Annotated in this window: 1 pseudogene; it reads right to left on the minus strand. The window is 65.1% G+C overall.

Going from position 1 to position 407, the window contains the following annotated elements:
- Positions 1 to 51: 51 nt before the first annotated feature.
- Positions 52 to 407, minus strand: a pseudogene (locus tag EN845_RS33960) (XRE family transcriptional regulator); the annotation flags it as partial.

The following is a 407-nucleotide window of genomic DNA, read 5'->3' on the forward strand; positions in this document are numbered from 1 at the left end:
GCGACAAGCTCAGCCACCAGATGCAATCCTGCTCGGGATGATTTGGCCGTGTCAGGCCGGCAAAGGACGACGTCCCTTTGCAGGAGCGGCGCGCCGGTCGGCCGCCCCGGCATCGCGCGGATGCGGCCCGATCGGCATGATCGCCGGAAACGGCGTCGCGCCGAAGGCAAAGGTCCATTTGTAGCCGATGAGCTGGTCTTCCGGCGTGGTGTGCTGGTCGTGATGGGCAAGCAGCCTTGCGCGCTCCGCCAGGTCCTCCGCCTCCCGCCGCACCATCTCCGCCGTTTCCGGCCGCATGCGCCGCGAGAAGCTGATGAAAGTAGCCTGCCGTTCCATATGGCCGATCGCCCAGCCGACAAAATTCTTGTTGGTCGTCTCGAAATGCGGCTTCAGCGGGCCCTCGAAAT

The sequence above is a fragment of the Mesorhizobium sp. M8A.F.Ca.ET.202.01.1.1 genome (assembly GCF_004791595.1).
Classification (GTDB): Bacteria; Pseudomonadota; Alphaproteobacteria; order Rhizobiales; family Rhizobiaceae; genus Mesorhizobium.